Source organism: Pseudomonas sp. GXZC (assembly GCF_026967615.1).
GTDB classification, from domain to species: domain Bacteria; phylum Pseudomonadota; class Gammaproteobacteria; order Pseudomonadales; family Pseudomonadaceae; genus Aquipseudomonas; species Aquipseudomonas azotoformans_A.
This window is the reverse complement of sequence record NZ_CP114115.1, coordinates 2,715,797-2,740,951: the sequence shown is the minus strand read 5'-3', so window position 1 is coordinate 2,740,951 and position 25,155 is coordinate 2,715,797. Positions and strand designations below refer to the sequence as shown.

Sequence of the window (25,155 nt, the reverse complement as noted above, 5' to 3'; positions counted from 1 at the left end):
TGTCGGCCTGCCCTGGCAAGCCTTCATTCCTTTGACATGGAGTCTCCATGAACACAACGCAAACCTCTCCCTCCAACTGGGCCGCCTTGCTGTCCGGTGCAAATGGCGTACGGTCACTGGCCCTGGCAGGCGGCGTGGTGCTGCATGCGATCAACGTCTACATCGCCACCACGATTCTGCCGTCAGTTGTCAAGGATATCGGCGGCATAGACTACTACGCATGGAATACCACGCTGTTTGTCGCCGCCTCGATCCTCGGTTCAGCGTTGTCCGCGCGTTTGCTTGGCCGCCTAGGGCCGCGTGGTGCTTATCTGGTTGCCAGCCTGGTGTTCGCCGGCGGAGCCTTAGCGTGCGCGTTTGCGCCTTCCATGCCGGTGATGCTGGTCGGACGGCTGGTACAGGGTCTGGGCGGAGGGTTCTTGTTTGCGCTGTCCTACGCGATGATTCGCCTGGTATTCGACGAACCCTTGTGGCCACGCGCAATGGCGTTGGTCTCGGGGATGTGGGGCGTTGCGACGCTGGTCGGGCCAGCGGTGGGCGGCGTGTTTGCCGAACTGGGCATCTGGCGGGCGGCATTCTGGTCGTTGATTCCGGTGGCCGGGTTGTTCGCCGTGCTGGCCGCAACTGTACTGCCTAAGCGCAGCACAGAGAGCGTTGAACCCACACCGTTGCCGCTCACTCAATTGTGGCTGCTGACAGCAGCGGTACTGGCGGTGTCGGCCGGCAGTGTCTCTTCCACCCTGCCCCTGAACCTGTTGGGGCTCGCAGCGGCAGCAATGTTCACGGCGCTGCTGATCTTCACAGAAAGCCGATCCCGCCATCGACTGCTGCCCGCTGGAGCCTTTCGACTCACCACCGCGCTTGGCGCGCTGTACGCCACGATGTCGTTGTTGGCGGTCGCTGTGACCAGTGGCGAAATCTTTGTACCGCTGTTTCTTCAAGTCCTGCACCACCAGTCACCGCTGGTGGCCGGTTATCTGGCAGCACTGATGGCGGCCGGCTGGACGCTGGGGTCAATCGCCAGCGCGGGAATGACAGGCGCGAATGTTCGTCGCGCGATCCTGGCCGGGCCGATCCTGGGTGTTGTCGGCATGCTGGCGCTGGCTCTTTTAATGCCTCGCGAAAGCAATGGCGGTGCGCAGACGCTTACGCCGATTTGCCTGGCCCTTACCCTGATCGGCCTGGGGGTGGGCCTGGCCTGGCCGCATTTGTTGACCCGGGTATTCCAGGTCGCACCCGACGGTGAGCAGGACCTGGCCTCTGCGTCGATTACCACGGTGCAACTGTTCGCCACCGCGTTTGGCGCAGCACTGGCGGGCATGGTAGCGAACATCGCGGGCCTGACTGAACCCGGCGGCATTGAAGGCACGGCAAGCGCTGCGGTGTGGTTGTTCGGGGTGTTTGCGCTGGCGCCGGTGATGGGTATTCTGATTGCCAGGCGGGTCGTTCAACCGATCGGTTAGCGGCCGCTGATGCTTGAGAGCCGACTAAAAAATGTAACAACTGCTACGGTCTTCATTCTCATAGCGCCACGACTGGATAATGCCCTCACCCGAGACGAGCACGGAGTATCGACAGTCGCGGATCCAGGTCACGAAGTAGCGCTGGCTGTCGCCCTCCTTCACTACCTGGTCATAGACCTTTTTCTTGTTGACCGGGGACCAATAGGAATCGCCACAGCCACGGCTGCAATCGTCATAGAGGTGGGCATCGAAGCGTGTGCCGACAAACGCGTTCCTGACGCCCGTCCATGCCGAGTGAGACGGCGCACAGCCCGCCAGTAACGTGGCCAACAAGGCGATACCCATGATTGTTTTCAAAGCGTTCTCAACCGAGCATTTCCGTATTGATTGACTTGACTGTGTTCGCTCGCTGGGTGAGCGTGCCAAGTTCCTCTGAGTAGAGCAAGCGAAGTCAAGACTTGTGCCCCGCTCCTGACGCCAATGTGGGAGCTGGCTTGCCTGCGATTGCGGTGTATCAGAACCAAAAAGGTTGACTGACACTCCGCTATCGCGGGCAAGCCCGCTCCCACAGTTGACCGCGTACTGGCTTGAGTTATTTGGAGACGGGCATGGCGAATTCGGCGCCTTGCTCAATACTCTCCGACCAGCGCTGCATGATCGACTTCTGCTTGGTGTAGAAGCGCACGCCTTCGGTGCCATACGCATGCATGTCGCCAAACAGGCTCTTCTTCCAACCACCGAAGCCATGCCAGGCCATTGGCACCGGGATTGGCACGTTGATGCCGACCATGCCCACTTCGATACGCCGCGCAAATTCACGGGCGATGTTGCCGTCGCGGGTGAAGCAGCTGACGCCGTTGCCGAACTCATGATCGTTGACCAGCTTGATCGCCTCGGCAAAGTCATTCACACGCACACAGGCCAGCACCGGACCAAAGATTTCTTCGCGGTAGATGCTCATTTCTTGGGTCACATGGTCGAACAGCGTCGCGCCCAGCCAGAAGCCGTTTTCCAGGCCCGCTTCGGTGGGCACGTAGTCACGCCCATCCAGCAGTAATTGGGCACCGGCCTGTACGCCTTGCTCGATGTAGCCGCTGATACGCTCCAACGCTGCGCGGGACACAATCGGGCCCATCTCGGCTTTCAAATCACGGCCGTCGGTGATGCGCAGTTGCTTGGCGCGTTCGGTCAGGGCGGCGATGACTTTATCGCCCACATCGCCTACCAGCACGGCGACGGAAATCGCCATGCAGCGCTCGCCAGCACTGCCGTATGCAGCGCCCATCAGGGCGTCGACGGTTTTTTCGATATCGGCGTCGGGCATCACCACCATGTGGTTTTTTGCACCGCCCAGGCCTTGCACGCGTTTACCGTTGCGGGCGCCGGTTTCGTAGATGTATTGGGCAATCGGCGTGGAGCCGACAAAGCTCACGGCCTTGACGTCCGGGTGTTCGATCAGCGCATCCACCGACTCCTTGTCGCCCTGCACCACGTTGAACACGCCTTTGGGCAGGCCGGCTTCACGCAGCAGTTCGGCCATGAACAGCGAGGCACTTGGGTCGGTCGGGCTTGGCTTGAGGATGAAGGTGTTGCCCGCTGCGATGGCGATCGGGTACATCCACATCGGCACCATCACCGGGAAGTTGAACGGCGTGACACCGGCCACAACCCCCAACGGCTGGCGCATGGTCCAGTTGTCCATGCCACGGGAAACCTGGTCGGAATGCTCACCCTTGAGCAGGTTGGGAATGCCACAGGCGAATTCAAGAATGTCGATGCCACGGTCGACTTCGCCCTGAGCGTCGGTGAAGACCTTGCCGTGCTCAGCGACGATAATGCGCGCCAGGTCGTCCTTGCGTTCGCGCAGCAGGTGCAGGTATTCGAACAGCACGCGGGCGCGGCGGATCGGCGGGGTATCCGCCCAACCGGCAAACGCGGCTTGGGCGGCGGCAACGGCTTCGGACACGGTCTGGCGGCTGGCCAGGGCGACGCGCCCGGTCTTTTCGCCGGTGGCGGGGTTGAAGACGTTCTGATAGCGATCATCGCGGGACACGCGTTGGTCGTTGATGTAATGCTCGATTGTCGTTGTCATGGCAGTAGATCCCGGGTGGGTAGCGTTGGGGATCACGATAGGCTTTCGCTTTGTTCCAAACCAGAGCAGAATCCAGAACTTATTGTCCACATACGCGAACAATCTACACATGGAAAAGGCTGAAATCGAAGGGCTTTGGACTCACATCCACTGGCTGTCAGTGCTGGAAGAACAAGGCACCTACACCGCCGCCGCCGCACGCCTGGGCGTGAGCAAGTCCGCCGTGAGCCAGCGTATTTCCGACCTGGAAAAGGCCACCGGCACGCGGCTGGTGACGCGCACCACGCGCAGTGTGCGGCTGACCGATGCGGGGCTGTCGTTGACCCGCGAAGTGCGCAGCGCTTATGAACAGATAGCCCGCAGCTTTTCGTCGGTGCGCGACTCGGTCGGGGAGATTCGCGGGCTGGTGCGGCTGACGGCACCTGTGGCGTTTGCCCGTCAGCAACTGGTGCCGCATCTGTCTGAGTTCTTGCAGCAGTACCCACAAGTGCGTATCCAACTGGACGTATCGGACGCCCTGAGTTCACTGGCCGCCGAAGGCTACGACCTGGCCGTGCGCCACGGTTTCCAGGTGCCGGAAACCCATGTGGCCTGGAAACTGTGTGACACCGGCTCGGTACTGGTCGCCACCCAGGACTACCTGCAACGCCACGGCGAACCGCGCGAACCCGGCGACTTGTCCGCGCACAACTGCCTGTTCTACCCACGCGGCACCGACCAGCCCGCCTGGACATTCGAACGAGGTACAAAAAACGTCGAACGCCTCACCGTGCCCATCGCCGGCAGCTTCGCCACCAACAACAGCGAAGCCCTGCGCGATTCGGCGCTCAATCATCTGGGCATCGCCCTGCTTCCGGACTTCAGCGCCCACGCCGCGCTATCCAATGGCACGTTGGTGCAGGTGCTTAAGGGCTGGACGCTCAAAGGCGCGTTTGCCGATGAGATCTACCTGATCCGACCGTATTCGCCGCATGTGCCGAAGGCGGTGAGTGTGTTGGTCAGTTATTTGAAGGGCAAACTGTCCGGTGGGTTTCGATACACGGCCCATTAATGGCCCGACCAAATTAGCACTAAGTGGATCTTTTTGAGGAACCAATTCGGCCGTAGCATTCTCTTGCGGCCACAACACTCCAGGCCGTGGCAGCGTCATCTCAAGGGCTCCCTAGTGGGGAGTGTTGATCATCATGAACTGGAACATCGTCCCCTCCACCGCCTTTCAAACCACCGCTGCGGTGATGTCCGCCATTGCCCTGCTCGGCTGCCAACCGCCCACACGGGCTGACTTCATCAAGTACCCGTCGTTACAGCAACGCTGGTCGATGATCTGCGACCCGCGCAGCAACATTGCGGAGGCAAACGTGGAAGGCTGCGAGAATTTCCATGCGTGGCAAACAGCAAGCCAAGGGCCGGTACTGGGTAATCTGATGAATCAGAACCTGGGCAAGTGAGGCGCCAGCTTTTTTCTCGCGGGATATTGCTCAGCAGAACTAAAAGTCCATAATGAACAAATTAGTTTATCTGCGGAGACACCGATGTCCAGCACACCTCATGTGATCCATCAGGCCCAGACCCGCGAGCTGCTCAGCCAGATCGATGTACCGCAGATCCTGCGCAAGCTGTTCCGCGACCTGGCGAACGAGCAAGCGGTGCAGCCAGCGCAGCAACGGGTGGAGTTCCCGCAAGCCGCAGGCGACTTCATCAACTACCTGGGTGTATTGGCCGAAGATGGGGTGTACGGGGTCAAGACCTCGCCCTATATCGTGCGTGAGCAAGGCCCGCTGGTGACGGCCTGGACCTTGCTGATGTCGATGCAGACCGGCCAACCATTGCTGTTGTGCGATGCAGGTGAACTGACTACGGCGCGTACTGCGGCAACGACTGCACTGGCGGTGGATGCATTGGCGCCTTTGGCAGCGCGACGATTGGCGATAATCGGCAGTGGCAAGGTGGCCCAGGCGCACCTGCAGTATGTGAAAGGCTTCAGGGATTGGCAGACCATCAGCGTGTATTCGCCCAGCCTGGCCAACGCATCCGCCGAGGCCATCGTGCAGCTCAAGGACCTGGACCCACGTGTGGTCATCGCCAACAGTTGCGAGGCGGCAGTGGAAGGCGCCGACGTGATCCTACTGTGCACGTCGTCAGCCGGGCCGGTGCTCGACCCGATGCACTTGAGCAAACCGGCGCTGATCACCTCGATCAGCACCAACGCCCCGCGCGCCCATGAAGTGCCGCCACACAGTCTCAACACGATGCAGGTATTCTGCGACTATCGCCGCACCACCCCTGGCGCGGCCGGTGAAATGCTGATCGCCGCCGAACAACACGCTTGGGACCCGCGCTCCGTAGTCGGTGACCTACCCGAATTGCTCAGCGAACAGGTACAGCGCCCGGCCTACGACCGCCACGTGTTCTTCCGCTCCATCGGCCTGGGCCTGGAAGACATCGCCCTGGCCAATGCCCTCTGGAGACAGTTATGAGCCATGCAGACTTCATCATCATCGGCGGCGGCATTGCCGGCGCGTCCACGGGTTTCTGGTTGTCGCAGCATGGCAAGGTGTTGGTGCTGGAGCGCGAAAGTCACCCGGCCTACCACTCCACCGGGCGTTCAGCGGCGCTGTATACCGCCGCGTATGGCACCCCGCAGGTGCGGGCGTTGACCCTGGCCAGTCGTGAGTTTTTCGACCATCCGCCCAGCGGTTTCTGCGAACACCCACTGCTGACGCCACGCGGCGAACTGACTGTGGACTTCATCGGCGATGCGACCGAGTTGAACGCCCAGTACCTGAGCGCCAAGGCCACTGTGGCGCAGGTGCAATTGCTCAACGCCGACGAAGCCTGTGGGAAGTTGCCGATCTTGCGCCGCGAAAAAGTCCACGGTGCGCTGTATGACCCCACCGCCAGCGACATCGACACCGACGCCCTGCATCAGGGCTACCTGCGTGGCATCCGTCGCAACGGCGGTGAAGTACGCACCGACAGCCATGTGCTCGGCTTGAGCCGCGACGCCGACGGCATCTGGCACGTGCAAACCCAGGATTCAACCTGCACCGCGCCCGTCATCATCAACGCCGCTGGCGCCTGGGCCGACCACATCGGCGGGCTCGCCGGCGCCGCGTCCATCGGCTTGCAGCCCAAGCGGCGCTCGGCGTTCATCTTCGCCGGCCCCGAAGGCGTCGACAGCCACCATTGGCCAATGCTGGTGGCGCTGGACGAATCCTTCTACATGAAGCCCGACGCCGGCATGTTCCTCGGCTCACCGGCCAACGCCGACCCGGTCGAGCCTCAGGATATCCAGCCCGAAGAACTGGACATCGCCATGGGCATCTACCAGATCGAAGAAGCCACTACCTTGACCATCCGCCGCCCGACCCGTACCTGGGCAGGCCTGCGCAGTTTTGTACACGACGGTGATCTGCTCTCGGGTTTCGACCCGATGATACCGGGCCTGTTTTGGGTCGCGGCACAAGGCGGCTATGGCATCCAGACCTCACCGGCCATGGGCCAGGCCAGCGCAGCCTTGGTACGCGGCGCGCCGCTGCCGGAGGCACTGACGCAGTTCGGCCTCGACGCTGGTATGCTCTCCCCTGCCCGCCTGGAGCCCCATTGATGAACACCGCTGAACAAGACAAGGTCATGCAGAACTTCCGCGCGATGGCCGACGCCATCGCCACGCTGTTCTTCCCCCACGCGGAAGCGGTGCTGCACGACCTGCGCTCGCAAAAAGTCGATTACATCGCCAACAACCTGTCCAAGCGCAGCATCGGCGATGATTCGGCGCTGGAGGACATGCTCGACGCTGACGTCAGCGAGGTGAACATCGGCCCGTACGAAAAGCTCAACTGGGACGGCCAGAAAATCCGCAGTCTTAGCACCGTGCTGCATGACCACAAAGGTCGTCGCCTGGCGGTGCTGTGCATCAACCTGAATATCTCACTGTTTGAAAACGCCAAGGCGGCGCTGGACCTGTTCCTGTCTCCGAGCACGCTGATCCCGCAACCGGACTCGCTGTTTCGCGATGACTGGCAGGAGCGCATCAATACCTTCCTGCACGCGTGGATGCGCGAGCGCCAGTTGAGCCTGAACCTGCTGACCCGTGACCACAAGCGCGAGCTGGTGCTGGCGCTGCATGCCGAGGGGGCATTCAAGGGGAAGAGCGCGTCGAACTATGTGGCCAACGTGTTAGGCATGGGGCGAGCGACGGTCTACAAGCATTTGAAAGAACTGAAGGGCTGAGCAACCCCATGTGGGACCTGGCTTGTGTGGGAGCAACTGTCTTTGAGGATTTATTTTAAAAATAATCCTTTCGGACATGGCTTCGCCAGTAATACCGCGTAGCGGTATTACTGGCGAAGCCCGCGCTTCAGTAAAGTGCCCCTCATTTGTTATCAGGCTGCGGGGACCTGAGATTTCTGCTCTCTCCAACCCGTGCCATCTCGCAGCATTGCGTTTAGACGAATCAAGAGCTTTCGCATGCATGCCACAACAGCGACCTTCGCAAGCTTGCCTCGCGCTCGCAGAGCCTCATATTCGGCTTTGACTTGCGGATCGTGCTGAACCATTGACCAGGTCGACATATAGGTTGCGCCACGCACCGTATAGCGCCCGCCCTCGATTGATCTAGGGCCGCTCTTCTTGCCGCTATCGTTGTTGTAGGGCGCTAACCCTGCCAAAGCCGCAATCTTGCGTCCCGACACGGTTCCAAGCTCAGGAAGAAATGCCAAGAGCGTTCCGCAGGTGATGGCTCCGATCCCTTTCACCGACCTCAGTCGTCTGGCTTTCTCCTGATCCAGCACGGTCGAGGCATCCTCAATCTCCTTACCCAATGACTTGATCTGGCCCTCCAGGTAAGCGATGTGATCGGTGTAAGTGGATATGGCTTTAGCGCATGTGGTTTGCTTCATCCGGCGCTTGTCGCTGTCCCGGCTCTTGACCAAGCTGCCTCGCAGCTTGAGCAATTCGCCCAGCTCATCCCGATCCTTATTCGGTTCAACATGCGGCAAGTCCTCGAAATCTCTCGCAAACTTCGCCAGCATCTGAGCATCGATCTTATCGGTTTTAGCTATCTTGCCCATTGCTCTCGCATAGTCGCGAGCGCGTTTTGGATTGACGCGAAAGACATTCAAACCCTCCAACCGCAAGGCTCTGAGCAATGCCCTTTCATAGCCGCCGGTGGCTTCAAGCAAGACCCTTCCCACCTCAAGCTCGTTCAGGCATGTGATCAGCCGAGTGAAGCCCTCAAGGTCATTACTGACCTGAAACTGCGTGTAATTCGCAGGAAGAAACCCCACATCCACAGTCGCTTTCGAAACATCGAGACCAACATAGTAGGAAATCATCGCCAAACCCTCTTACACTCAAGAAGTGAGAGCACTCTGACCTATCCCTAGCTTGTGATTTCGAGTTTTGCCGCTCATCCAACTGTTCGGGCTTCTGGTCAGAGTGAGAGGTGGATGGCGACTTGGCTCCCACTCGTGCTTTAAGCACCGCTGGCTTTCAGTCTGCCATCCACTGCTCTCACCCTTCTGAGTTTAAGAGATCTTGAAGACACAAGCTGGCTTGCCTGCGATGCAGGCACCTCGGTGTATCAGGCCGACCCCGTCGATGCCATCGCAGGCAAGCCAGCTCCCACAATTGATTTACAGTGCCTAGGCTTGCCTGCTCACCCGAATCAATCGCCGTAGATATCGGATTTGAAATACTGCTGCGAAATCTTCTGGTATTCACCACTGGCACGAATGCCATCGATGGCCGCATTCAACTCGCCCACCAACGCCGTATTGCCCTTGCGCACCGCAATCCCTGCGCCCTCGCCCACGTATTTCGGGTCTTTGAGTTCCGGGCCGACAAACGCGTAGCCCTTGCCGCGTGGCATCTGCAGGAAGTCGTTCAGGGGAATGGTGTCGGCAAAGATTGCATCCAGGCGGCCGGCCGCCAGGTCCATGTAGATCTCTTCGTTATTGCTGTAGCGCTTGACGTTGATGCCCTTGGGTTCGAACACCTCGGTGGCATACCGGTCGGTGGTGGTGGCGCGCTGCACGCCGATGGTCTTGCCCTTGAGGCTGGCGTATTGGTCATCCACCACGGCGCCGTCCTTCATCACCAAACGCGATGAGGTGAAGTAGTACTTGTGGGTGAAATCCACTGACTTCTTGCGGTCTTCGTTGATGGTCATGGACGACAGGGCCATGTCGATTTTCTTCACCTTGAGGGAAGGAATCAGACCGTCGAACTCACCTTCTACCCACACACACTTGACCTTCATCTGCGCGCACAACGCGTTGCCGATGTCGTAGTCGAAGCCGACGATCTTGCCTTCCTGCGTCTTGGACGCAAATGGCGGGTAAGCCGCCTCGATGCCGATGCGCAGGGTTTTCTCGGCAGCCATCACATGGCTGGAGGCAAGCAGGCCCAAGGTCAGGGCGGTGATGAGGGAGCGCTTCTTCATGGGGGTGTTCTCGCAAGTTGTTGTTGGTTTGGCAAGCCTGAAGAAAGAGATGAAGCTATTTTTTGTACTTATAATTCCATATTGGACTTTTACGTCTTGATCGTCAATCACGCTGCATGACGGTGCAATACCCATGACTTTTTTGCACAACGCACCGGTGTTTTTGAGCGTTCTGCTCTGATTTCTGCGTGCCTATACTCGGTCCAGCCTCTCGGTTCAGCCGAGGGAAAGTCCCACAACAATAATTAAGGACAGCCACCATGACCCAGCCCTTCCTGGCCGCTCGGGATTTTCTGCTCGCTCACCGCACCGACTACGCCACCGCCGTACGGGATTTCCGCTGGCCGCAACTGGGCGAATTCAACTGGGCCCTGGACTATTTCGACGCGATGGCCGAGGGCAATGCGGCGGATGCGCTGTGGATCGTCGAGGAAGACGGCAGCGAGCAACGCTACAGCTTCCAGCAACTGGCGACGCGCTCCAACCAGGTGGCCAATCACCTGCGCGCCCTCGGCGTGCGCCGGGGTGATCGCGTGCTGCTGATGCTCGGCAATGACGTGGCGTTGTGGGACACCATGCTCGCCGCATTCAAGCTCGGCGCCGTGGTTATCCCCGCCACAGCGTTGCTGAACCCCGATGACCTGCGCGACCGCATCGAGCGCGGGCAGGTTCGTCACCTGGTGGTGGGTGAGGCGCATGTGCACAAGTTCGTCGGGCTGGCGGACGGTTGCAGCCGCGTCTGCGTGGGGTCTGCGCCTGCCGGCTGGGTCGCGCACAACGCAGCGTTTGAACACTCCGAGCAGTTCGAGGCCGAAGGCCGCACCCTGGCCACCGACCCGATGTTGCTGTACTTCACCTCCGGCACCACATCCAAGCCGAAGATGGTGCTGCACAGCCACCAGAGCTACCCCGTCGGGCACCTGTCGACCATGTACTGGATCGGCCTGCAACCGGGGGACCTGCACCTGAATATCTCGTCACCGGGCTGGGCCAAACATGCCTGGAGCTGCCTGTTCGCCCCGTGGAATGCCGGCGCGTGCATTTTTATCCATAACGTCGCGCGGTTCAGCGCGCCGGCCCTGCTCAGTGCCTTGGAACGCTACGGCGTGACCAGCCTGTGCGCGCCGCCCACGGTATGGCGCATGCTGATCCAGGAGGACCTCACCAGCTATAAATCACGCTTGAGCCTGCGCGAACTGGTCGGCGCCGGCGAGCCGCTGAACCCGGAAATCATCGAACAGATCCAGCACGCCTGGGGCCTGCCGTTGCGTGATGGTTTCGGCCAATCGGAAACCACCGCGCTGGTGGGCAACACGCCCGGCCAGTTGCTCAAGCCTGGTTCCATGGGTCGCCCGTTGCCGGGTTATCAGGTTGCGCTGCTCGACCCGGACGGCATTCCCGGCAACGAAGGTGAAGTCGCCCTGCCCCTCGACGTGCGTCCGCTCGGCCTGATGCTCTGCTATGAAGACAGCCCGGAGAAAACCGCCGAGGTCATGCGTGACGGCTACTACCGCACCGGCGACACCGCGCAGATCGACGCCGACGGCTACATCACCTTCGTCGGTCGCGCCGACGATGTGTTCAAGGCCTCCGACTACCGCATCAGCCCGTTCGAGCTGGAAAGTGCGTTGATCGAACACCCGGCAGTCATGGAAGTGGCCGTAGTGCCGAGCCCCGACCCGTTGCGCCTGGCGGTGCCCAAGGCATTCCTGATCCTGGCCCACGACGAACCGGGCAGCCATGAACTGGCCCGGCATATCCTCGCCTTCGCCCGCGAAAACCTCGCCCCTTACAAGCGGGTGCGACGCATCGAATTCGTCACCGAACTGCCCAAGACCATCTCCGGGAAAATCCGCCGCGTGGAGCTGCGGCAGATGGAGGTGGTGCGACGCCAAAGCGACACGCGGGGTGAACAGGAGTATTTCGAAGAGGATTTTGCCTGACTGGTCAGAAGTCCACCGTGGCCGACAGCTGCAAAGTGCGCGGATAGCCTGGCGAAAACGCGCCATACGACGCCACGCCCGACCAGTACTCACGGTCAAACACGTTCTGCACGGTCGCGCGGAAGGTGGTTGGCCGGCCTTCGATCTTGGTCGCGTAGCGCGCGCCGGCATCGATGCGCGTCCACGAATCCAGTTCCTGGGTGTTGGCCTGGTTGACGTACTGGCTGTCGGTGTAGATCGCACCGCCGGTGAGGGTGAAGCCTTCCAGCCACGGTGTGTCCCACTCGGCCCAGAGGTTGGCCTGGATATCCGGCACGCCGACCGGTTTGTTGCCACGGTTGGCGGCGGTCGCGGACTGGGTCAGCTCACCGTCGAGGAAGGTCACGCCGCCCATCAAGCGGGTGCCGGGCGCCACTTCGCCGAACATGCTCAGTTCGAGGCCACGGTTACGCTGTTCGGCCTGCACTGAATACACACCGTTGGTGCCCAACTCGCCGCTGGGCTTCTCGATCTGGAACAGCGCCACGGTGGTCATGAAGGTGCCGTGTTCGTACTTCACGCCCACTTCGTGTTGCTTGGATTCATAGGGTGCAAACGTCTCGCCGGCATTCGCCGCCGTGCCGGGGGCGATATCACCTTTGCTCAAGCCTTCGACATAGTTGTAGTAGAGCGACACATCCTCCCAGGGCTTGACCACCACCCCCACCAACGGCGTGGTGGCGTTGTCTTTGTAGCGCGAGCTGACCACGCCGGTGGCGCTGTAGTTACGCGACTCGATGTCTTGGCGGCGCACGCCCAACGTCAGTTGGATACGGTCATCCAGAATCCCCAAGGTGTCGGTCAGCGCCACGCCGGACAGTTCCGATTCGGAGATGCGCAGCACCTTCGGCGTGTTGATCGATTGTTTGGGCGTGTCCACCGGGTGGTAGATATTGGAGCGGATCTCCGTGCCGTTGGTGATGCCCCGCGACAGTTCATCTTGGTAACGGGTCGCCATCAATGTGGTGGTATGGGTCACTGGCCCCGTGGCGAACAGCCCGCGCAAGCCCACGTCAGCGGTCGAGCGGTCGACGTTGAATTTGTAGTACCCCGGAATATTGCTGGTATCGCCGGCCTCGTTGAGGATGCGCGGCACCTGGTCGGACATGCGCTTCACATCCGACTTGCCGCCACCGGCATGGGCGAACACGGTCAGGTTGTCGTTGAGGTCGTATTCGCCGCCGAGCAAGGCCGATTGCTCCTTGGTGTCGGACCAGCCCCATTTCTGCGGCAGGCTGGTGCGGCCATTCGGCGCGGACGGCACTTCCACTCCTGGCGCAAGGGTGAAGGGCCGCGAGGCGCCCTCCCAGCTTTCCTTCTGGCTGATGTAGTCGAGGTTCAGGCGCAGGCGTTCGCCGCGATAATCCAGGGCAATGGCGCCGATACCGACGTCGCGGTTCTGGTTGTCCACGGCGGTATCGCCGCCCTGCAGGCTGCCGTTGAAGCGCACGCCAAACTGGTTTTCGTCACCGAAACGTCGGCTGATATCCAGGTGACCGCCCACTTGTGTGTCCGAAGCGTAGCTGCCGGTGAAGCGCGTCAGATCCTGGTCCAGCGGGCGCTTGGGCACGATGTTGATCACCCCGCCGACGCCGCTGTTCGGTGAAATCCCGTACATCAACGCGCCCGGTCCCTTGAGCACTTCGACGCGCTCAGCGTACTCGGTAAACGCCCGGTAGTTGGGTGCCACGCCGTACACGCCGTCGTAGGCCAACTCGCCCAGGTTGCCCTCGCCGATGGCAAAGCCCCGGATGAAAAACGAATCGACAATACCGCCAGTCTGGCCGGTTGAGCACACCGAAGGATCACGTTCCAGGGCATCGGCCACGGTCACCGTTTGCAGGTCGGCCAGGGTCTTGGCGGTGTAGCTGGTGACGCTGAACGGCGTGTCCATCACGTCCTTGTTGCCCAGCATGCCCAAACGCGCGCCACGGGCGACCTGGCCACCGGCGAGCACCTCCGGCAAGTCGGTAGGGCCGTGGTAAACGGCGTTGACGTTCGTCGCGTCAAGGGTCAGGCTTTGCGCGCTGTCGTCGGTCGAAGCCTGGGTGGCAGCCCAGGCGTTGGTGCTGGCGGCGGCAAGCATCAGGGCGGTACGGACAGCGAGGGTTAACCGGCTGGCAACGGGCATGGCATCAGGGTCCTTTCATCGTGAGAAAATGAGCATTACTCCTGATGCCAGCCGACGCGGGAAAAAGTATCAGCGTCCCGCGCGTTTTTTTACCGAGACCGATTCATGCCAACCACCCGTGTCCTGATTTACCTGCTGTTCACGATCCAACTTGTGTCGATGGGTGCCATGGAAATGAGCGGCCCATTCTGGCCCTTGCACCTGCGCGGGCTGACCGATTCCGACACGTTGTTCAGCTTCGCCAGCATCGCGGTGTACGTGGGGCCGATGCTTGGCATTTTGCTGACCAGTGCGTTCTGGGGCCGTATCGGTGATCGCTACGGCCACAAATGGATGATGATCCGTGCGCTGGTCGGGCTGACCCTGACCCAATTGGGGCTGGCGCTGTTCAGCGACCTTTGGACGATCCTGGTCCTGCGCTTCCTGCAGGGCGCCTGCGCCGGGTATATCGCCCCGGCGCAGGCGTATGGGGTGAGCATCGAGGCGCCTTCGCGGCGCGCGCGTTTGTTTGCGCTACTGCAGATTTCCACCAATGTCGGCTCATTGCTGGGCGCGGTGGTGGGCGGCTTGATCCTCGACCATGCCACGTTCTTCTGGATCAACCTCAGCGCCGCCTCACTCTGCGCGGTGTGCACGCTGGTGGCGGCGGTGATTTTGCCGGATGTTGCGCCGGTCAAGAAAACCGCGTCGGCTGCCAAGAACGGTGTGTGGCAAGGGTCCGCACTGTTACCGCTGCTGAGTGTGATGGGCATTCTGCTGCTCGCGCGAATGCTGCCGCAGACCTCGTTCTCGCTGTATGTGAGCACCACCTTCAACGTGAGCAACGCGGTGGTGGGCCTGTGCTACGGCTTGCTGGCGCTGGGGTTTATCCTGTCGGCCACGGCCTGGTCGCGGCATTTCGAGGGGCGTACGCAAGCCGACACGCTGCGGCGCATCGGTTACGTGGTGCTCGGCTGTATCGTCCTCACCGGCCTGGCCGGCGTCACCCGCGAACCTGTGGTGTTTGTGTGCGCCTACTTCATCTGGGGCGTGCTGTTGGGCGCGACCACGCCGGTGCTGACTGCGCTGATCTCCAAGACCGCCGACAGCGCCCGTCAGGGCCATGTGCTGGGGATCGCCCAGGGCACCGCGCAGTTCGCCTCGATTGCCGGCATCTGCCTCGGCGGGTTGCTCAGCCAGGTGTATGGCCTGGCGTACACCTACCTGTCCGTGTGCCTGGCATACGCGGTGGCCTGGGTTGCGATTCTCGCGTTGCGTTACCGCAGGGTTGTCCCTTAGCATTGGGAATACTTCTCAATTGCACGGATCCGCGCCATGAGCGAAATCCTTACCGCCGATAACCAGCAGCACCTGCGCGTGATCGAGGCCCTGTACAGCGGCCATCACGGTTGGCTGTACGCCACGCTCAAGCGCAAACTCGGCAACGCCATGGATGCAGCCGACCTGGCCCAGGACACCTTCACGCGCATCCTCGCATCCCAGGTCACGGTGATTGACCAGCCGCGGGCGTACCTGAGCTGTGTGGCCAAGGGCATCCTGGTCAACTGGTATCAGCGCAAGGCGTTGGAACGCGCTTACCTGGAGGCGCTCGCCAGCGTGCCGCCCCATGAAGTGCCTTCGCCGGAAGCGCATTTCGTGGTGCTGGAGACCCTGCACGAGATCGACGCGATGCTCGACGCCCTGCCGCCACTGGTCAAGCGCGCCTTCCTGCTGTCGCAGCTCAACGGCCTCAAATACCAGGACATCGCCGAGCAACTGGGCGTGTCGCTGATCACCGTCAAACGCTACATGAAACAGGCTTTTGTGCAGTGCCTGATGCTGGTGGAATAAGTGCTCAGCCTGCGCAAGCAACCCCCGTTAGCCCCCGAAGTCCTCGAAGAAGCTGCCGAGTGGCTGATGCGCTTGAGCGAGGGCGGCCTCAACGACCACGAACGCGCCGAATGGGAGCGCTGGAAAGTCAGCAGCCCCGAGCGTGATCGCGCCTGGGCCCGCGCACAATTACTGCAAAGCAAGTTGGGCGGCCTGCCGCCAGCCCTGGCCATGTCGGCACTGGATCGGCCAAGCCACCCGGAACGCCGCGCAGCCCTGGGCAAGCTGGCCCTGCTGCTGGCGGTGATGCCGGTCGGCTGGGGCAGTTGGAAACTGGCGCAGACCCAACAGTGGACCGCCGACTACCGTACCCGTGTGGGCGAGCGGCGCGAATGGGTCCTGGCCGACGGCTCGCGCATCACCCTCAATACCGATTCCGCCATCGACGTGCTGTTCGACAGCCAGCAACGCCTCGTGCACCTGCGCGCAGGTGAAATACTGGTACAGACCGCCCAGGATGCGTCCCGCCCGTTCATGGTCAGTACCGGCCAGGGCCGCATGCAAGCCCTGGGCACGCGTTTTACCGTGCGCGAATGGAACGCACGCACCCACCTGGCCGTGCTCGAAGGCGCCGTCAAAGTGATGCTGGCCGACAACCGCCAAGTCGCGCCGTTGGTGGTCAACGCCGGGCAACGCACGGATTTTTCCGCGCAGACCTTTGGCTCGCTCACCCCCACCGACCGCAATGTCGGCGCCTGGGCCCAAGGCATGCTGATGGCCGACAAGATGCGCCTGGCGGATTTCGTCGCCGAGCTGACCCGCTATCGCCGGGGCTTCGTGCGCTATGACCCGGCGATTGCCGACCTGCGCATTTCCGGCGCCTTCCCCATCAGCGACACCCAGCGCACCTTGAACATGCTGGTGCAGACCTACCCGGTGCTCGTCAGCGGCCACTTGAACGGCTATTGGGTCACCCTGTCGCCCGCCTGAGCGGGCGCGAAAAATAAAACACCGCTCGGGTGATACTTTTTCCGATCTCGACTGGCACACACAGGAACACCCCTTTTCCTCTCGTCCACAGGGCTCCCTTTGATGCTTGTGATTCGCAGCGCGCTGCTCAGCCTGGCCCTGGCCAGCGCCGCCATGGCCGCGCAGTTGGATGCGGTCGCGGTCCGTGCCTACCAGATCGCGCCAGGCCCGCTCGGCGCCACGCTGTCGAGCTTTGCCGTGGACGCGGGCATCGCCTTGTCGTTTGTCCCGGCCCTCACCGAAGGCCTGACCAGCCCTGGGCTGTCCGGTACTTACTCAACCCTGGAAGCCGTCACCCGCCTGTTGGCCGGCAGCGGCCTGGACATGGTGTTGCGCAGCGACGGCACCTACACGCTGGTGCAGCGCCACGTCACCCTCTCGGACACCACGGTCAGTGGCGTCGAGCAACGCGCCGACAGCCTGCCACCGGTGTATTCGGGCGGCCAAGTGGCCGTCGGTGGGCGACTGGGCATGCTCGGTAATGCGGATGTGATGGACGCACCGTTCAGCGTCAGCACCTACACCGCCTCGTTGATCAAGGACCAGCAAGCCACCACCGTCGGAGACCTACTGGAGCGCGATTCCTCGGTGCGCTCCACCGGGCAGACCGGCGGCATTGTCGACTCGTTTTTCATCCGTGGGTTTCCGGTGGGCGAAGGCAACCTCGGCGAATTGGCGTTCGACGGCGTGTACGGCGTGGCTTCCAACTACCGGGTGTTCACCGAATACGCCGAACGTATCGAAGTGGTGAAAGGCCCCGGCGCGCTGCTCTACGGCATGTCGCCCAACAGCGCGGTGGGCGGAGTGATCAACGTGGTGCCCAAGCGCTCGCTGGAGGAAGACCTGACCCGCTACACCGCCAGCTATGCCCAGGATGCCCACGTCGGTAACCGGATCGATATCAGCCGGCGTTTTGGCGAAGAACGCCGCTTCGGTATGCGGCTCAACGGCGGCGTGCAACAAGGCGACACGGTGATCGACAAGCAATCCCGTGAAGTCGGCATCGGTGCGCTGTCCCTGGATTATCAAGGCGAGCGCCTGCGCACCAGCCTGGACCTGATTTCCCAGGAAGAAACCTTCGACGCCGCGTCCCGACCGTTCCTGATCGCCTCAGGCGTAAAGATTCCCGACGCCGCCAATGGCCATACCAACGTCAGCCAGGACTGGGGCTGGTCGCGCACCCGGGACAAATCCGCCCTGCTCAGCGGCGAGTACGACCTCACTGACAACCTGACGGTGTTCGCCCATGCCGGTGGCGGCAAATCGGCAGTGGCGCGCCTGTCCGACCAGACCCCAAGCATTGTCAATACGGCCGGCGACACCTCATCGATCCCCGGTTACTACCGTTTCGAAGTGCAGCGCTACACGGTGGATGCCGGTGCGCACCTGCGCTTCGACACAGGACCGATCAGCCACAGCAGTACCCTGCAAGTCACCCGCTATCGCGATGAGCTGTCGCGGGGGATTATCTCCGGCGCGCCGGTGCTGTCGAATATCTACCACCCGGTCGAGCGCCCCAAACCCTCCATCGCCAAGCCGGACGCGCCGAAAGTCTCCGCCACCGAGTTATCCGGCGTGGCCATTGCCGACACCTTATCGATACTCGACCAACGCGTGCAGGTCACCGTAGGCTTGCGCAAACAGAACATCCAGTCCCATAACTACAACGCCGCCGGCGCGGTGACCACGGCCTACGACGCCGGCAAGACCACGCCGCTGTTCGGCGCGGTGGTCAAGCCCTGGGAGCATGTGTCGTTTTATTACAACTACCTCGAAGGCCTGAGCAAAGGCGACGTGGCGCCGTCCAATGCGGCCAACGCCGGGGAGATCTTCGCGCCCTATGTTTCCAGGCAGCATGAAGTCGGGGTGAAGTTCGATTACGGCACCTTCATGTCGACGCTGGCGCTGTTCCAGATCCAGAAACCCACCGGCGAACTGGCCCAGGGGCGCTTCTCGGTACAAGGCGAACAACGCAATCGCGGCCTGGAGCTGAGCCTGTTTGGCGAAGTCGCCCCAGGCACGCGCCTGCTCGGCGGCGTGACCCTGCTGGATGCACAGCTCACCAAAACCAGCATCGCCGCCAATCAGGGCAACACCCCGGTGGGCGTGCCCGAAGTGCAAGCCAACCTCTGGGCCGAATGGGACACCCCGTGGGTCGAAGGGCTGACGTTGACCAGCGGCGCGATCTATACCGCCAGCCAGTACGTCAACCAGGCCAACACCCAACAGCTGGACGCCTGGACCCGCTTCGATGTCGGCGCGCGCTACAGCACGCGCATCGCCGAGCGTCCGACCACCTTCCGCGCCACCGTGCAGAACCTGTTCGACCGCGAATACTGGTCCGGCGTGGCCTCCTACGGCGCGTTTTCCCAGGGTTCGCCACGCACCCTCCTCCTGTCGGCCACGGTCGACTTCTGATACCTGCAAGGGCTCACATGATGCGTTCGATTGTTCGATGCGGCCACGTTTTGGCGGCACTGTTGTTCACCGGGTTGCTGGGCATGCCTGCGCTGGCGGCGCCCACCACCGTCACTGATTTGCTGGGGCGCCAGGTCAAGGTCAACCTGCCGGTGCATCGGGTGATTCTGGGTGAAGGGCGCCAGCTGTACCTGGTGGCCGCGCTGGATACGCAAAACCCCATCGAGCGCATCGTCGGCTGGCGCAAGGACCTGATCCAGTCCGACCCGGACACCTACAACGCCTATCGGCGTCAATTCCCCGAGATCGCCCACATCCCCACCTTCGGCGGTTTTGAAGACGGCACCTTCGACATCGAACAAGCGATTTCCCAGCGGCCCGACGTGATCATCCTCAATATCGAGGCGCAACACGCCACCGAGGACGCGCGCTACATCGAGAAGCTCGACGCCCTGGGTATTCCGGTGGTGTACGTGGACTTTCGCAACCAGCCCATGACTAACACCGAACCGACCATGCGCCTGTTCGGCCAACTGTTCGGCAAGGAAGACCGGGCCGAGGCGTTTATCGCGTTCCGCAACCAGCAGATCCGCCGCGTGACCGAGGTGATTGCCGCGCAGCAACCCAAGCGCCCCGCCGTGTTCATCGAGCGCATCGGCGGCTACACCGACGATTGTTGCCTGAGTTTCGGCGATGAAAACTTCGGACTCTTTGTCGAGATGGCCGGCGGCAACAACGTCGCCAAAGGCATCATCCCCAGCACCTTTGGCCAACTGAATCCCGAGCAAGTGATCGTGGCCAACCCGGACCAGGTGGTCGTCACCAGCGCCAACTGGGAAGCTTTCGCGCCGGGTGGCCATTGGGTCGGCGTCGGCCCTGGCGCAGACATGGCCCAAGCCCGGCACAAGCTGGCGTGGTACACCCAGCGCCCGGCCTACGCCGGGATCAAGGCCCAGCAGACCCAGGCCTTCCACGCGATCTGGCATCAGTTCTACAACAGCCCGTATCAGTTCGTGGCGATCCAGCAATTGGCCAAATGGTTTCATCCGACGCTGTTTGCCGACCTCGACCCGGAAGCCGAGTTTCGCGAGTTGCATGAACGATTCCTGCCGGTGCCCTACGCGCCTGGCTACTTCGTGAGCCTCAAGCCATGACTGCCTACCGTCAATTGGTGCTGCGCAAACGCCTGATCCTGGCCATCCTGACCCTGCTATTGCTGTGCAGTGTGTTGCTGGATCTGGCCCTCGGCCCGGCGCGCTACAGCCTCAGTGAAGTGCTCGGCGCGCTGCTGTCGCCGGACAGCGCGGCGCCCCAGGTGCGTGTGGTGATGTGGGATATCCGCCTGCCGGTCGCGCTGATGGCGGTGGCGGTCGGCGCGGCGTTATCCCTGGCCGGGGCGCAGATGCAGACGATCCTCAACAACCCGTTGGCCAGCCCGTTCACCCTGGGGCTTTCCGCCGCCGCCAGCTTTGGCGCGGCCATGGGACTGGCCTTCGGCGTGGCGCTGTTTCCGTTGGCGGCGCAGTACATGGTGCCGGTCAACGCGTTCATCATGGCGATGCTGTGCGCACTGCTGATCCACTTTTTGAGCCTGCGCCGTGGTGTCACCGCCGAAACCATCGTACTGCTCGGCATTGCCTTGGTCTTCACCTTCAACGCGCTGTTGGCGCTGGTGCAGTTTTTCGCCACCGAGCAAGCCGTGGCAGCCGTGGTGTTCTGGACCATGGGCAGCCTGACCAAGGCCACCTGGCCCAAGCTGGGCGTGATCTGCCTGGTGATCCTGATCACCCTGCCGATCTTCGCCAAACGTGCCTGGGCCCTGACCGCCCTGCGCCTGGGCGACGACAAGGCCGCCAGTTTCGGCATCAACGTGCGCAGCCTGCGTTTCCAGACGCTGATCATGGTCAGCCTGCTCGCCTCGTTCCCGGTGGCCTTTGTCGGCACCATCGGCTTTATCGGCTTGGTCGGCCCGCACATCGCCCGCATGCTGATCGGCGAAGACCAGCGCTTCTTCCTGCCCGCCTCGCTGCTCACCGGCGCGTTGATTCTGTCGGCCAGTTCGGTGGTCAGCAAAACCCTGATCCCCGGTGCGATTTTTCCGATTGGCGTGGTCACCTCACTGATCGGCGTGCCGTTCTTTATCTCCCTGATCCTGAGCGGGAAGAAAAACCCATGGTAAGCATTCAGTTGCAGGACCTCGGCGCCACCTACGGGCAACGCACCATCATCCGCGGCGTGACCACCGCCCGTTTTGTCGGCGGCCAAGTGGTGGCGGTGGTCGGGCCCAATGCGGCCGGCAAATCCACCTTGTTCAAGCGCATGGCCGGGCTGATCGACGGACCGGGCCAGGTGATCCTGCAGGATTCAGCAAAAGGCCTCCAAGGCATCAGCTACATGCCCCAAGGCCTGAACGCCAGCGCCCGCTTGACGGTGTATGAATCCGTGCTGCTGGCACGCAAGCAGCTAGCACCCGGCTGGACGGTGCATGATGAAGAGCTGAAGTTGGTCGATGAAATCCTCACCGCCCTCGGCATCACCGAGCTGTCCTTTCGCAACCTCGGCGAACTCAGCGGCGGCCAGCAGCAGTTGGTGTCCATCGCCCAGACCTTGGTGCGCGAACCCGACGTGTTGCTGATGGACGAACCCACCAGCGCCCTCGACATGCATCGCCAGGTGCAGGTGCTGAACTTCATGCAGGCCCTGGCGCGCAAACGCCAGGTGATTGTGTTCATCGCCCTGCACGACCTGAACCAGGCGCTGCGTTTTGCCGACCAGGTGCTGGTGATCGCCGACGGCACCGCCCAGGGCAGCGGGCCGAGCCATGAGGTGATCAATGAGGCAATGCTGCGCGCGGTGTACAAGGTCGAGGCGCGGATTGAGCGGTGCAGTTGGGGGCAGCCGCATATTTTGATCGACGATATTGTGTAAGGCTTGAGTCCGTAGGGTGGCGTTTTGTCATGGTTTGTAAAGGGCCAGCAAGGCGCATCGCTTTTAATTGCAGGACGTTTCCTAGACAATCCCTGCCGCCTTGTGCCTGCTGGAATCGGTGGCTAGTCTGCGGTCCGTCACTGCCTATTCAGTGATCGGGTTTAGTCGCCCGGATTTCGAGCAAGCGTAGGGCCCCATGAAGCTTATGGTGGCTGTGCGCAGGGCGCCCTCGGGCGCGCCGGATGCTCCTGACCGGTCGACTAACCTGCGTACAGCCGCCACCCTTCGTTTAGTCGCGAAGCGTGCCGACTCCATGATCATCCAGGAGCTGCACAAATGAACAAAGTCCTACCCGATCCACCCATCGACCCCGCAAAAGACCGCGCCGCGTTCAACCGTGCCATCGACCATTACCTGCCCACCCAAGGTTTCCACTCGGTCAACGAAGACCTCAGCTTCGAAGACGCCCTGCTCTACACCGCCAGCCTGCTCGACAGCGCGTCGGCCACCGCACTCGATTGTGGTGAGCAATTGGCAAGCCCTGAGCGGGCGAAGATCCTGGCGGTGTGGCATTTGCTGGAAATCGCCAAGACCACGGTGGACCGCTCTATTGAATGCCTGAAACAGAACTAAAACAGATGGGAGCGGCCATGTAGTGAGCGGTGCGACGATTCGACAAGCCCGCTCACTACAAATGGCTGCGTAGGCGAGGGTCATAGCACTAGCACACGAACCATCTGCCAAGCGGCAAAGCCGATCAGACATAGTCCGCTGGCCCGGTTAAGCCAGCCAAAGTCCAGGCGCTTGGCCAGTGTCTTGTTGATCATCGCCCCCACTATCACATACAGCATTTGCCCTAGTAACGATCCCACTAGTACCCCCAGCAAATTCAGGTAAATCCCGCTTCCATCTAGCTGGGCACCACTGGCAACGGCATAGGAGGAAATCGCCGCGATGGTCAGTGGGCTGGTCAACGTCAATAAAAAAACCGGGAGAAACCCCGCAGCTCGCTGCGTGGACACCGCGCTGGTGGTTTTCTTGAAGGTGATAGCACCAAGACAAAGCAGGTAGGCAATCGCTGCCCACGTTAATAACTGATTGTGTGCAACCCAAACGGTTTCAATTGACCTCAGCCCAATAAAAGCGACAGCTGCAAACACTGCGTCGGCAACTGCTGCACCCAGCGCCCCAGGCAATGCACTGCGACAGCCATAGGTGATGGATTGCCCCAGAATAATCAAGGCCACCGGGCCGAAGCTTATTGAAAGCAGTGTCGAAAACACCATTGCACTCAGAAAATCGTGCATCTAATCCACGACTTCCCTAAACATCTTTTTCTTTGCCTGACAATGCGGGCACTGAAATTCATCGCCCAGCTCATCCCATGGCACACCTGCTTCAATACCGACTAGAGGCTCTCCCGAGGCCTCCGAGTAAACGTAGTGACAGATTGTACATTCATAATCTTTATACATATCAATACCCCACGAACTCAAGTTGCCCGAGGATCGCCAAGGTGACGATTAAGTGCTGCAAACATCTGTTCAAAACCATCCATAAACGCCATCGCACCGCGCATTGCTTGGGGTGCAATACTTGGATTTTTCTCCAAATACGAAATCATGATCTCCCGCCCGGTAGCTACATGCATGGGCTCAACTTCACAATGGATAGCAAAAAAAGCCAACACGGGATCATCCTCATCAATCAACCCGTACTCACTGGCATAGAGTTGAAAACCTTTAAGAAAGTACTGAAATTCTCTCGACGAGGTCATCTCTGAAGCCAAGTGAAAACCCAATGCCTCACCCAAAAACTCGGAACGGTACATCCTATGGGTATTGTTCCCCATGGCAGTGCCTTCCGGGAGTACGTTTTGAGAATTAAATAGCTCGGCGTCAGAAAGCCCCAAATGAGTGGTCAGCTGTTTAAACATTTGGTGATGAGTGGGAAGCATATGTTTACTATGCTGGTGTAAACCATATTCATCGACAGAGGCGTACAGGATATGCGCTGCTTTAGCGGTGCCATTCCACATATCCTCCCTTATCCATTCATCCGTGACACGTGCAGCCAACGCAACGATTCCAGCAGGAACATCTTTAAAAAAAGCCCAGATTGTTCCAAAAAACAGAGCCATGTCTTGATGAGTTAAAGGACGAGCAGAAATAACCTCTCCGAACCTTTCAAGCTCCTTGAATGCAGCATGTCGAAGTATTGCGCTAGCCACCTCATTGTAGCCAGCCTCACACACTTTATATATCTCACTCCGAGTAACCCTTTCACCTGATCTGATTACCGCTGAATTTTGAATACTCATAGCCTTTATCCTTGCCTTGATAAAACATGAGGGTTTGAACCATTTATTCAAAAACCAAACAAAGAAATTATTTCCCAATCAATAATTTTGTCAACCCCAAAATCGAAAACACCATCACTGACTTCAAGACACTCATTCTAGAGCTCTCTCATCCGGCACAAAGCAGAAACCCACCTGCAACAGTTAATTATCTCAAGCAAAGTCTTACATACAATACTGTAGGCCCCAGTCGTCAGCCTCTCATTATCTGAAAGGAGTTTCCTACTTTTAAAATAGCGTCTCTTCAGTTATGCCGACCACAATGACAACAAGTAACCCTATAAACTAACTGAAGCCTATCCTTTACAGCCCCAACTTATTTGTAGTTTGCTTTACCGTTGCGATAGCGGTGCATTGATCCATCCATTCATTCATAGGCTGACACATCGCAATCGGAGGTAAGTCGAATCGTCGCACCGCCCCTCCCACATTTGATCTGCGGCGTCTGTATGGCTGCAAGGCGCGACGCTCACTTATGCAGTCACCCGATCCTGTTGAA

Annotated in this window: 23 protein-coding genes; 15 read left to right on the top strand and 8 right to left on the bottom strand. The window is 60.6% G+C overall.

Annotated elements, in window-relative coordinates:
* The first annotated feature begins 47 nt into the window (after window positions 1-47).
* The gene (locus OZ428_RS13125) at window positions 48-1,463 is read left to right on the top strand and encodes an MFS transporter (RefSeq protein WP_269133642.1); all 1,416 of its coding nucleotides are present in this window, start codon (window positions 48-50) and stop codon (window positions 1,461-1,463) included.
* A gap of 24 nt (window positions 1,464-1,487) precedes the next feature.
* Here the strand turns inward: OZ428_RS13125 and OZ428_RS13120 are convergent, their stop codons facing one another.
* Window positions 1,488-1,820, bottom strand: a complete 333-nt coding sequence (locus OZ428_RS13120; protein WP_269133641.1) for a hypothetical protein — start codon at window positions 1,818-1,820, stop codon at window positions 1,488-1,490.
* 235 nt (window positions 1,821-2,055) lie between these two features.
* Window positions 2,056-3,555 carry a CoA-acylating methylmalonate-semialdehyde dehydrogenase gene (locus OZ428_RS13115; protein WP_269133639.1) on the bottom strand — a complete coding sequence of 500 codons (1,500 nt, stop codon included), beginning with the start codon at window positions 3,553-3,555 and terminating at the stop codon, window positions 2,056-2,058.
* A 109-nt stretch (window positions 3,556-3,664) separates the two neighbouring features.
* On the opposite strand from OZ428_RS13115, the gene OZ428_RS13110 reads away from it, so the two are divergent.
* From OZ428_RS13110 to OZ428_RS13090, 5 genes are all read left to right on the top strand, one after another.
* The gene (locus OZ428_RS13110) at window positions 3,665-4,606 is read left to right on the top strand and encodes a LysR family transcriptional regulator (protein ID WP_269133637.1); all 942 of its coding nucleotides are present in this window, start codon (window positions 3,665-3,667) and stop codon (window positions 4,604-4,606) included.
* A gap of 133 nt (window positions 4,607-4,739) precedes the next feature.
* Window positions 4,740-5,003 carry a hypothetical protein gene (locus OZ428_RS13105; RefSeq protein ID WP_218174485.1) on the top strand — a complete coding sequence of 88 codons (264 nt, stop codon included), beginning with the start codon at window positions 4,740-4,742 and terminating at the stop codon, window positions 5,001-5,003.
* An 84-nt stretch (window positions 5,004-5,087) separates the two neighbouring features.
* Window positions 5,088-6,032, top strand: a complete 945-nt coding sequence (locus OZ428_RS13100) for an ornithine cyclodeaminase family protein (RefSeq protein WP_269133633.1) — start codon at window positions 5,088-5,090, stop codon at window positions 6,030-6,032.
* The gene (locus OZ428_RS13095; protein WP_269133632.1) at window positions 6,029-7,162 is read left to right on the top strand and encodes an NAD(P)/FAD-dependent oxidoreductase; all 1,134 of its coding nucleotides are present in this window, start codon (window positions 6,029-6,031) and stop codon (window positions 7,160-7,162) included. Before OZ428_RS13100 ends, OZ428_RS13095 begins: the two co-directional genes overlap by 4 nt.
* A complete protein-coding gene (locus tag OZ428_RS13090) occupies window positions 7,162-7,788 on the top strand; it encodes a helix-turn-helix transcriptional regulator (RefSeq protein ID WP_269133631.1) in 627 nt (208 codons plus the stop codon). The genes OZ428_RS13095 and OZ428_RS13090 overlap by 1 nt, the downstream gene beginning before the upstream one ends.
* A 152-nt stretch (window positions 7,789-7,940) precedes the next feature.
* Here the strand turns inward: OZ428_RS13090 and OZ428_RS13085 are convergent, their stop codons facing one another.
* Both OZ428_RS13085 and OZ428_RS13080 read right to left on the bottom strand, forming a co-directional pair.
* Window positions 7,941-8,891 carry a transposase gene (locus OZ428_RS13085; RefSeq protein WP_269131116.1) on the bottom strand — a complete coding sequence of 317 codons (951 nt, stop codon included), beginning with the start codon at window positions 8,889-8,891 and terminating at the stop codon, window positions 7,941-7,943.
* Between the two features lie 332 nt (window positions 8,892-9,223).
* Window positions 9,224-10,000 carry an ABC transporter substrate-binding protein gene (locus OZ428_RS13080; RefSeq protein ID WP_033903099.1) on the bottom strand — a complete coding sequence of 259 codons (777 nt, stop codon included), beginning with the start codon at window positions 9,998-10,000 and terminating at the stop codon, window positions 9,224-9,226.
* A gap of 260 nt (window positions 10,001-10,260) precedes the next feature.
* Between OZ428_RS13080 and OZ428_RS13075 the strand changes: the two genes are divergently transcribed.
* On the top strand, window positions 10,261-11,943 hold the full coding sequence (locus OZ428_RS13075; RefSeq protein WP_269133630.1) for an AMP-binding protein: 1,683 nt from the start codon (window positions 10,261-10,263) through the stop codon (window positions 11,941-11,943).
* A 4-nt stretch (window positions 11,944-11,947) separates the two neighbouring features.
* Here the strand turns inward: OZ428_RS13075 and OZ428_RS13070 are convergent, their stop codons facing one another.
* Window positions 11,948-14,113: a TonB-dependent receptor gene (locus tag OZ428_RS13070; RefSeq protein WP_269133628.1), complete on the bottom strand. Its 2,166-nt coding sequence runs from the start codon at window positions 14,111-14,113 to the stop codon at window positions 11,948-11,950.
* Window positions 14,114-14,218: 105 nt separating this feature from the next.
* On the opposite strand from OZ428_RS13070, the gene OZ428_RS13065 reads away from it, so the two are divergent.
* From OZ428_RS13065 to OZ428_RS13030, 8 genes are all read left to right on the top strand, one after another.
* Entirely contained in the window at window positions 14,219-15,391 is a 1,173-nt protein-coding gene (locus OZ428_RS13065) for an MFS transporter (protein WP_269133627.1), read from the top strand.
* Window positions 15,392-15,427: 36 nt separating this feature from the next.
* On the top strand, window positions 15,428-15,943 hold the full coding sequence (locus OZ428_RS13060) for a sigma-70 family RNA polymerase sigma factor (RefSeq protein WP_016978354.1): 516 nt from the start codon (window positions 15,428-15,430) through the stop codon (window positions 15,941-15,943).
* Window positions 15,944-16,912, top strand: a complete 969-nt coding sequence (locus tag OZ428_RS13055; RefSeq protein WP_269133626.1) for a FecR domain-containing protein — start codon at window positions 15,944-15,946, stop codon at window positions 16,910-16,912.
* Between the two features lie 102 nt (window positions 16,913-17,014).
* Window positions 17,015-19,369, top strand: a complete 2,355-nt coding sequence (locus OZ428_RS13050; protein WP_269133625.1) for a TonB-dependent receptor — start codon at window positions 17,015-17,017, stop codon at window positions 19,367-19,369.
* A gap of 20 nt (window positions 19,370-19,389) precedes the next feature.
* Window positions 19,390-20,523 carry an ABC transporter substrate-binding protein gene (locus tag OZ428_RS13045; protein ID WP_269134173.1) on the top strand — a complete coding sequence of 378 codons (1,134 nt, stop codon included), beginning with the start codon at window positions 19,390-19,392 and terminating at the stop codon, window positions 20,521-20,523.
* Window positions 20,520-21,548, top strand: coding sequence for a FecCD family ABC transporter permease (locus OZ428_RS13040; RefSeq protein WP_038851439.1), 1,029 nt, complete (start codon window positions 20,520-20,522; stop codon window positions 21,546-21,548). Before OZ428_RS13045 ends, OZ428_RS13040 begins: the two co-directional genes overlap by 4 nt.
* On the top strand, window positions 21,542-22,297 hold the full coding sequence (locus tag OZ428_RS13035; RefSeq protein WP_269133624.1) for an ABC transporter ATP-binding protein: 756 nt from the start codon (window positions 21,542-21,544) through the stop codon (window positions 22,295-22,297). Before OZ428_RS13040 ends, OZ428_RS13035 begins: the two co-directional genes overlap by 7 nt.
* Before the next feature lie 336 nt (window positions 22,298-22,633).
* The gene (locus OZ428_RS13030; RefSeq protein ID WP_177114840.1) at window positions 22,634-22,930 is read left to right on the top strand and encodes a DUF6124 family protein; all 297 of its coding nucleotides are present in this window, start codon (window positions 22,634-22,636) and stop codon (window positions 22,928-22,930) included.
* 80 nt (window positions 22,931-23,010) lie between these two features.
* Here OZ428_RS13030 and OZ428_RS13025 read toward each other — a convergent pair whose 3' ends face one another.
* The 3 genes from OZ428_RS13025 to OZ428_RS13020 are packed head-to-tail and all read right to left on the bottom strand — an operon-like array spanning window position 23,011 to window position 24,617.
* The gene (locus OZ428_RS13025) at window positions 23,011-23,604 is read right to left on the bottom strand and encodes a LysE family translocator (RefSeq protein ID WP_269133623.1); all 594 of its coding nucleotides are present in this window, start codon (window positions 23,602-23,604) and stop codon (window positions 23,011-23,013) included.
* Entirely contained in the window at window positions 23,605-23,772 is a 168-nt protein-coding gene (locus OZ428_RS34690; RefSeq protein WP_080589270.1) for a rubredoxin, read from the bottom strand.
* A 17-nt stretch (window positions 23,773-23,789) separates the two neighbouring features.
* Window positions 23,790-24,617, bottom strand: coding sequence for an iron-containing redox enzyme family protein (locus tag OZ428_RS13020; protein ID WP_269133622.1), 828 nt, complete (start codon window positions 24,615-24,617; stop codon window positions 23,790-23,792).
* Window positions 24,618-25,155 lie beyond the last annotated feature (538 nt).

Coding starts and splice junctions, on each gene's coding strand:
- OZ428_RS13125 (WP_269133642.1), top strand. CDS start 48: ATGAACACAACGCAAACCTCTCCCTCCAACTGGGCCGCCTTGCTGTCC.
- OZ428_RS13115 (WP_269133639.1), bottom strand. CDS start 3,555: ATGACAACGACAATCGAGCATTACATCAACGACCAACGCGTGTCCCGC.
- OZ428_RS13110 (WP_269133637.1), top strand. CDS start 3,665: ATGGAAAAGGCTGAAATCGAAGGGCTTTGGACTCACATCCACTGGCTG.
- OZ428_RS13105 (WP_218174485.1), top strand. CDS start 4,740: ATGAACTGGAACATCGTCCCCTCCACCGCCTTTCAAACCACCGCTGCG.
- OZ428_RS13100 (WP_269133633.1), top strand. CDS start 5,088: ATGTCCAGCACACCTCATGTGATCCATCAGGCCCAGACCCGCGAGCTG.
- OZ428_RS13095 (WP_269133632.1), top strand. CDS start 6,029: ATGAGCCATGCAGACTTCATCATCATCGGCGGCGGCATTGCCGGCGCG.
- OZ428_RS13090 (WP_269133631.1), top strand. CDS start 7,162: ATGAACACCGCTGAACAAGACAAGGTCATGCAGAACTTCCGCGCGATG.
- OZ428_RS13085 (WP_269131116.1), bottom strand. CDS start 8,891: ATGATTTCCTACTATGTTGGTCTCGATGTTTCGAAAGCGACTGTGGAT.
- OZ428_RS13080 (WP_033903099.1), bottom strand. CDS start 10,000: ATGAAGAAGCGCTCCCTCATCACCGCCCTGACCTTGGGCCTGCTTGCC.
- OZ428_RS13075 (WP_269133630.1), top strand. CDS start 10,261: ATGACCCAGCCCTTCCTGGCCGCTCGGGATTTTCTGCTCGCTCACCGC.
- OZ428_RS13070 (WP_269133628.1), bottom strand. CDS start 14,113: ATGCCCGTTGCCAGCCGGTTAACCCTCGCTGTCCGTACCGCCCTGATG.
- OZ428_RS13065 (WP_269133627.1), top strand. CDS start 14,219: ATGCCAACCACCCGTGTCCTGATTTACCTGCTGTTCACGATCCAACTT.
- OZ428_RS13060 (WP_016978354.1), top strand. CDS start 15,428: ATGAGCGAAATCCTTACCGCCGATAACCAGCAGCACCTGCGCGTGATC.
- OZ428_RS13050 (WP_269133625.1), top strand. CDS start 17,015: ATGCTTGTGATTCGCAGCGCGCTGCTCAGCCTGGCCCTGGCCAGCGCC.
- OZ428_RS13045 (WP_269134173.1), top strand. CDS start 19,390: ATGCGTTCGATTGTTCGATGCGGCCACGTTTTGGCGGCACTGTTGTTC.
- OZ428_RS13040 (WP_038851439.1), top strand. CDS start 20,520: ATGACTGCCTACCGTCAATTGGTGCTGCGCAAACGCCTGATCCTGGCC.
- OZ428_RS13035 (WP_269133624.1), top strand. CDS start 21,542: ATGGTAAGCATTCAGTTGCAGGACCTCGGCGCCACCTACGGGCAACGC.
- OZ428_RS13030 (WP_177114840.1), top strand. CDS start 22,634: ATGAACAAAGTCCTACCCGATCCACCCATCGACCCCGCAAAAGACCGC.
- OZ428_RS13025 (WP_269133623.1), bottom strand. CDS start 23,604: ATGCACGATTTTCTGAGTGCAATGGTGTTTTCGACACTGCTTTCAATA.
- OZ428_RS34690 (WP_080589270.1), bottom strand. CDS start 23,772: ATGTATAAAGATTATGAATGTACAATCTGTCACTACGTTTACTCGGAG.
- OZ428_RS13020 (WP_269133622.1), bottom strand. CDS start 24,617: ATGAGTATTCAAAATTCAGCGGTAATCAGATCAGGTGAAAGGGTTACT.